The organism is Shewanella sp. A22 (genome assembly GCF_053850585.1).
Window position 1 is genome coordinate 33218 of sequence record NZ_JBSQBN010000031.1, and the last position, 7431, is coordinate 40648.

Sequence of the window (7431 nt, forward strand, 5' to 3'; positions counted from 1 at the left end):
AGTGCTCCCTAATTAATCATCACTATGGCGCCTTTGACTGTAGTCTGTCCCGATGCCGACAGTTCTGCAGTCGCGCTCCCCTTAGCGGTAAAACCAATTTGTGCGGTTTGCTCAATATTCATCCCTGTCGCCTTAACATCAGCTTTGGAACTAATGCTCACTTCGCCAACGGCATCCAATGACAAACTTCCCTTAGCACTGATTTTTATATCTTTGGGACTGTCCAAGCTGATACCACTGCTGTTGAGCTTAACCTTATTGTTATTTTGATCTTCTAAGAGGATAGATTTATCTTTATCATTTAATACTATCTTGTTGTTTTCTGGTGTAATAATCGTAATAACTTTGTCTTTTTCGTTAAACTCTAGTTTGAGCTTACTTCGAGTTACGATTGCCTTGGTGTCGTTATCTGCCGCTATCTCATAGGGAGGAGTATTCTTGCTACTATAAAGGCTTCCTAAAATCACAGGTTCACTGGGATTATTATTAAAGTAGCCCAACACCACCTCATCGCCTATTTCTGGAATAAAGAAACTGCCTATCCCACCAGAGGCATAGAAACTGGAAAGCCTAGCCCAAACACCTGGTGATGAAGCTTGCATCACAGGAACTTTGACCTTAATCCGATCTTGATTTATGGGGTCCTCGTCAAGCTGCATCACTATACCTATTTGTAAACCTTCCACCCCTGGTAAGACACCGCTAGCTGGCGGTGCGGTTATATCTCGATATTCACTAGACCATTGGGGCGACATACCAAATTCAATTTCTGTCAACCATTGTCCGTTGGCTATTTCATGGCGCACTTGGCTAACAAATACCGCACCATTGAAACGGCTCCCCACGCCAAGCACTTCTATCTGAGTATTTATTTTGGCAGCCGCACTGCCTTGAAATGTCATCTTGCCCCTTATCCGCGCTAAGGCTGACTTTATCTGTTGGCCTTTGGCCCAAGCCTTAAGTGATGCACTGTCCATAGTATTTGTGGTTTGCAGTCTAAATTCAGACAAGGATAAAGTGTCAGCAAGATCTGATGATGATAAGTCCCCTTGTTTATTAAGGGATTGAGTTGTAACTTCCTGCTCAAGGCTTTTTTGTTCGCTAAGATCCCAGCCAACACTTTTTACAGAAGAGAATTGATACCTTGCATCTATATCTGCTTGAAAATCGATAAGGTCTTCGCCATAGGTGACGGTCAGTACACACTCATCATTGACATTTGGCTCAGCTACGGTCACCTTCGCAGCATCAACACAGACTAAATAACCATTCATTTCGGCCCTAGTAAGTATGAAATCCCAATCAGTACAGTTAAATTGCACTAACTCATCGTACTCAGATCCTGTTGCCGAAACTTGGCTACTCAGAGAGGGATATTGACCAATAATAGTCTCTAAAATTTGGCTGTCTTTCTGTTTTATATAATTGGCACTCTTTCTTGCTATGGTCATCGCCACACAGGCATCTTTGCATTCAATAACTAGACTCGAATCGTTACTACGTCCTATCGTGATCCCCAAACCAACGATAATGCCACTAAAAATAGATGACACGTCACTGCCATAACCTGCCTTAATTTCTATTTTGGTCCCCGGCTTAAAACAAGACTCTGTGCTTACAGGAAAATCTTTGTCCGGCATATCACCGTCACTCACCACAAAGCTGGCCCTAGGGACTTGATTAACCCCAAAACCAACATCAATGAAGAGCACATTAATACTCTCATTAAGCGCTTTACCGTCGGCGGTAATACTGTAATTAATCACACCATCGCTATTGGCTAGTGGAGAAGCTGCCATATACGTTTCAGTCCTTTTAAATAAATAATATTTCCTAAACGAGAGGCGGAAACACTAACTGAGTTCCAGGTTTAATATCTCTGAAACTGGCAAGATTATTGGCCTTAGCGACTTGCAAATAATAAGACCCATCCTGATATACCTTTTGACACAACAATGGCAAGGTATCACCAGCTTTGAACTCAATGATATGGGTTAAATCTGGTGACGAACGTTTAGATGTTAATGCTTCTTCTTTGTTGGTCATATAGCCTGCAAAGGCTAGGCTTAACTTGGCCCTCAATGGGTTACCATTAGGCTTAAACAACACATATTCAGCCTTAAAGCTGGTTAGCCGACAAACAAAATAGAGGGTCCCCCAAATAATGTGCACAACATTAGGTTCATGCTTATTCCCCACATAGCTATAGATAACTTTTTTAAAGGCGTCGATTTGCTGATTGACATCCACAGGCTTAGTCGTCTTCACAACGCCTGTTCCATCCAATATTGTTGTAAAATCTATCGTTTCAGAATCATACCCAGCAAATTTAAGTTCACTTGACGATTTACCTAATGACTTTTTTTTCTTATCGTCATACTTAATACTATACCCATGATTAAAACTGGTTGGATTTAGCATCAATTCAAACTTGCTCGAGCCATCTTCAGTTTCCACGGTCAATTTCTTTGCCATGCCATTTCCCCCTTAACGCTCCCGTATTTCGGTCCGCTTTTGCTGGATTAGCTGTAAGCAAGCTTTTAACAATTGCTCTTTTTGCTCGTCCAACTCAGCTTCCGTCACTACGGGAAAACTAGCACCTTCACCGCCATCAACCACACTAGATTTAATTACTAACTGTTTAATTTCTATAGACATAAGTTATATTACTCTGTTTGAATATTGATAACTCAGCTCTACTTCCTCAATGGCCACTTCATTCTTGGTCGAATTAAAGCTATCCACCTTCCAATTCACTGGATAAGCTTGAAAAAAATTCCAACTACGAATTACAGTCCCCTTCTCTCCTAACAAGTGTACGGAAAGATCTTTAGGTTCCAACGTGATATTAAAATCCCCATCAAAAAAACTTTTACACCACTTCACCAAAAATGAATCGAGTTTAGTAATACCGCGCTTAAGGGTTAGGTTGCTGTGCTTAATAGACTTAGGAAGCTGATATATAAAACGGTTCTCACCACCTTCTACATAATCCTCAGTCTCAATCTGTGAGCCAATACCGGAAATTTCTTGAAAGGAAGTATCAGACTTATTCTTAGCACCATGAAAAGCGACTTTGAAATAAAAGGCTGGAACTGGCCATATTCCAGCATCTTGAGTTGAACCATCTGGCATAGATTTTATCCTCAATTAAGTGTCAATAATGAGCATCCCACCTTAGCCAATACTCAAGCTTTGCTAAGTAATGATAAGATGGGCTCCTGACTCAATCTAAACCGAAACTACTTGTTCACTATTGCTAACCCTTCATGAGCCAATTCTATAGTTTCTACCGCAACCTCATTACCATCAGATTTGAGGTCTGTACCTGTCACTTTAGTTGGCCATGCGTTAGCTAAAGTCCATACCATTGTGGGTGACCCCGTTTCATCGAGTAAACTAATAGTCACAGCGGTACGGGCAACGGTATTGAGTTTAATTTTGCTATACCAATCGTAAAATTTATTATCCTTAGCAAAAATACCTTTCTTCAATGTGACATTGCTGGTTTTCACAATACCGGGCATTTTTATGGTGGAAAAAATCTTATTATCTCCAGCTCGGTATTCAATAACTTGGGACTCGACATCTAATCCTGATACTTCTTGGAAAGATGACACCATGCCCTCTCCAGCACCTCCAGCCCATTTAACTTCAAAGTAAAACTTAGCCATCGGCCACACATTGGCTGACTGTTTTGAACCATCATCTGACATATCGTTCTCCTTAACTTTTTCTAAAATAAATCCACTAAGCTAGCTTTGATGTTTAAGACTTTTGCATCTGCTGTTGGAAGGTTATTTCAATAAATTCTGCAGGGCGTGTCACAGCGACGAGGACCGTGATCCGCAGTATCCCTTCTAAGATATCGTCGCCAGTCATGGTACTGCCTAAGCCTACGCTGACATTGAATGCATCAGCAGGAACGGAGCCAGCAAGCCCACCTCGCTTCCATATACCCGTTAAAAAATTAGTGATCATACTGTTGAGTGTTGCCCAAGTATTGGCAGTATTCGGCTCAAATACATAAGCTTTAGCAGCTAATCGAATTGACTCTTCCAGCATAATCAATGTTCTGCGTACACTTATATAACGCCAATCCAAGCTATTGCCATCCAACGTTCTTGCCCCCCAAACTAAAGTACCCTCACCAATAAAAGTACGAATAGCATTAATGGATTTGCCTTGGGTGGTCACGTTAAGGTCTTCCTGCTCATCATGGGAAATATTCACTGCAGGAGAAACCACAGCATTAAGGCTCACGTTAGCAGGCGCTTTCCATACCCCCCGAGCATTATCCACCATGGTATAAATACCTGCCATGCAGGCTGAAGGAGGAAGAAGGTTTAGTTTCCCCTTTAAATCAAACAAGATACTGCTATAAAGTGGACTCATAGAACTCAATGTTTTATGTAATAGCAACACTTGTGCATCCCCAGCTATAGTTGCCAGAGTATCGATTTCAGCTAACATCTGATCCCGCTTTGCCACCCGTAATTTATTACTCGGACTGGCCAATTGTTCATCAGTTAACCCATCAAGATCGGTAAAATTACTTGCAACCTCCTCTTTTAATAAATCCGCTAGTACATCAATATTGGCAATATTCTTAAAACTAATATCACTATCCTGCACTATTGTGGTATTCAGCCACGGATAATAAGCCGACGAAAAATCTAAATAGTTAATACCAAGCTTAGAGCGGAAACTGTCGACACAATCACCACTGGGATCTTGCCTGTCAAGAAAACCATTCCACACATCCAGAATAGCCACACGGTTACGCATCGCACCACCACAATGAGCCAGTGAAGCTTGTTGTACGCTAATACAATCATCTTCAGCCAAGAGCACCGCTTCAGGAATAACCACCATGGTTGGCTCCTGCTCTTTTAGCAATGGGGTAATACCAGCCTGTAGCTTGGCGGCCTCTACATCATTGGTATAATTCCCAACAGAAACAATATAACAAGGGCCACCGCCATTTTGAAAAAACAGCATCATGCTGTAATAGAGTAAATATTTGGTATTTGATTGCGACACCAAATAAGCTTTATCACCTTGTATAAATGCAGCATCTTCACTGGAGTCTGCTGGTTTTTCTGCAATTTCAAACTCTGGTTCAGGGGCTTCGCCATAGTAACGACGAAACTCTGCCATTGAAGTGATTCGCCAAGGCTTATTAAGCAATGACTTATTACCATTCATCGCTGTTTGAGTATAGCCAACAAAGGCTGGTACGGCCGTCGCTACTTCGACCACTGAATTTGGAAATGCATTCTTTTCAACTATATACACACCAGGTGTTTTCATCACGCCCATAATTTATTCCTTTAAAGTTAAAAATTAATAAAAATTTCAGAAATTTTAATTAATTTATTATCAACAACCTCTTGATAGCCTTTCCCAGCTTGAGCCATAGGCAAACGACGGATCACAACTTTATCTCCATGGGCTCGTTTCTCAATAAGTTGAAAATGGTTCTCGGTAAACTCTTTCAACTCAATTTCAGAATCACTCCTAAATACAGCAGTTAATTTACCGTTAACCGCTTGTTCAATATCTCTTAAAAAAAACGATATTGATTCTTGCCTATCTACAATTAAAAAATGTTCATTCACACCTTGGCCATTCACTCTATACTCCCAATAACTCCTATTGGTATCGATGACTGCCGTGAAATTTACTGTTTTATGCTTCTGTTTTTCACTATCAAAAAGAAACACCAAATCTTGAATCGATAACTGTATTCGCACAAAAAAAAGTGACCCTAAACCAAATCTATTTGCTTCCGAATTGGAATATGAGCCCAATGAGTCTTTAGCTTGATAATCTAACGGTGATACAAACTCATCAATGGCTAACTGATAACTCTCATCATCGTTTATTCTCGTCTGTAAACCAGTGGTTAATGGTTTTTCAAAAGTGATAATTTCATCCTTTTTTAATAAAGGAAATGAAGATATATCACTCAGGTTTGCATCAGTGGGGACACCGTAGAAATCAAGTATTAACCCCTCATCATCATTAGCGAACATCTGCATTATTGAGCTTTTTTCCTTTTCAAATAACACCAGAATACCGGCATTCATAGACCTAAAAATAACCCCCGTATTTCGGCTCTGAGCTAACGTCAATGAAGATGGATGAAATGACACTCCTTCACACAAAGAAGATGCAAAATATCGATGACCTATATTGATTGATAAAAGTGTCGCGTAATTCATCACATTTCATCGCTTTGTGATTTTAGTGTCACATCAACATCAGACGTTCTATTTACTCTGAATGTTTCGATCTGATCATCTATTGTGATCATTCGTACTTTATAGAGAATTGAAGGAACATATTTAGCACCAAGCATGCCCCATATATTACTCAAGTCTTGGGTTTGAATATTTTCAATATCTAAAATGATTTTATCTATTTTTCTATTCAGTTCAGGGGAGTTTTGATGATTAAAAACTGGATTTATCTGAAAAAAACCAATGACACTCGAGATAAACTTGAGAGACTCATTGTAGTTAGTCCCATTAAAATTTGCCGATACCATTAAATACAGATTGAGGAAAATTGGTTTGACTGTCGCAAAAGCAGCGGCACGATGAGAGTCGCTGCTATGACTCATGGCTGTTTCTTTTTCAATATTGGTAATAAATAAAACAACACGATTATTTATATTCGCACAAACGCTGCCATCATGATTAACAAGATTCGAAATCACGACGATATCTTCTGATAATTCAAATCTGTTCTTTAAAAATTGATTCAGTCTATATGCGATATGTTCCATACATGAAAGTAGCAAAATAATCCCCTCATCCATAACAGCAACTAAAGCATTAATCAGGCAAAATAACCTAATAAACTGCTCTAATACGATATTTCCTTATACCCTATTCTGTCTTTCAGATACTACTTCATGACTATGTCTTATAATCATCTGTACTTACTGCAAAATAACGACGCGGTGTATAAAAACTATATGACAAGGTTGTTGTAAAATCCAGCTGATTGTATAAAAAACATGCAAACTGAATTTGTAGAAGGCAAATATAAAAGATAGGACATGACGCGGCAGCATAAAACACTAAACCAATACGCCTTAACAATCAAAAAATATAAAATAAACATAATTATAAGTTTAAAATGTTATTGGGTAGGATTGAACAATTCGATACTTTATAATTTCATTTTCCCCAACCTCTACATAAATCCTAAAGTGCTATCAAGGCAATTTGAGTTATACCAATCCTATTAAATATGTGATCTTTCAGCGGGAGTTCAAAGTGCTGTAGGCAAGACAGATGATTGAAGCGAATAGTGATCCTCGGTAACAAGCTCCTGCGTTACTCTACCTCCAGTATCTGACCGCCATGGATGGTGGGAATGTCTTATTTTTTATGGAAAAAAATAGACCATGCAGTCGTA

8 protein-coding genes are annotated in these 7431 nt (G+C 39.4%); all 8 read right to left on the reverse strand.

Annotated features, from left to right (window positions below):
- Positions 1–8: 8 nt before the first annotated feature.
- The 8 genes from vgrG to ACWXWT_RS07965 all read right to left on the reverse strand — a co-directional run bounded on the left by vgrG (position 9) and on the right by ACWXWT_RS07965 (position 6826).
- Positions 9–1799: a type VI secretion system tip protein VgrG gene (gene vgrG, locus ACWXWT_RS07930; protein WP_456041070.1), complete on the reverse strand. Its 1791-nt coding sequence runs from the start codon at positions 1797–1799 to the stop codon at positions 9–11.
- A gap of 34 nt (positions 1800–1833) precedes the next feature.
- Positions 1834–2475: a CIS tube protein gene (locus tag ACWXWT_RS07935; RefSeq protein ID WP_456041071.1), complete on the reverse strand. Its 642-nt coding sequence runs from the start codon at positions 2473–2475 to the stop codon at positions 1834–1836.
- Positions 2476–2487: 12 nt separating this feature from the next.
- Entirely contained in the window at positions 2488–2658 is a 171-nt protein-coding gene (locus ACWXWT_RS07940) for a DUF5908 family protein (protein ID WP_456041072.1), read from the reverse strand.
- Between the two features lie 3 nt (positions 2659–2661).
- Complete coding sequence (locus ACWXWT_RS07945) at positions 2662–3135, reverse strand: phage tail protein (RefSeq protein ID WP_456041073.1); 474 nt, start codon at positions 3133–3135, stop codon at positions 2662–2664.
- Positions 3136–3242: 107 nt separating this feature from the next.
- Entirely contained in the window at positions 3243–3716 is a 474-nt protein-coding gene (locus ACWXWT_RS07950) for a phage tail protein (protein WP_456041074.1), read from the reverse strand.
- Positions 3717–3768: 52 nt separating this feature from the next.
- Positions 3769–5322 carry a phage tail sheath family protein gene (locus ACWXWT_RS07955; RefSeq protein WP_456041075.1) on the reverse strand — a complete coding sequence of 518 codons (1554 nt, stop codon included), beginning with the start codon at positions 5320–5322 and terminating at the stop codon, positions 3769–3771.
- 17 nt (positions 5323–5339) lie between these two features.
- Positions 5340–6227 carry a hypothetical protein gene (locus ACWXWT_RS07960; RefSeq protein WP_456041076.1) on the reverse strand — a complete coding sequence of 296 codons (888 nt, stop codon included), beginning with the start codon at positions 6225–6227 and terminating at the stop codon, positions 5340–5342.
- The gene (locus ACWXWT_RS07965; RefSeq protein ID WP_456041077.1) at positions 6227–6826 is read right to left on the reverse strand and encodes a DUF4255 domain-containing protein; all 600 of its coding nucleotides are present in this window, start codon (positions 6824–6826) and stop codon (positions 6227–6229) included. Before ACWXWT_RS07965 ends, ACWXWT_RS07960 begins: the two co-directional genes overlap by 1 nt.
- Positions 6827–7431: the final 605 nt, after the last annotated feature.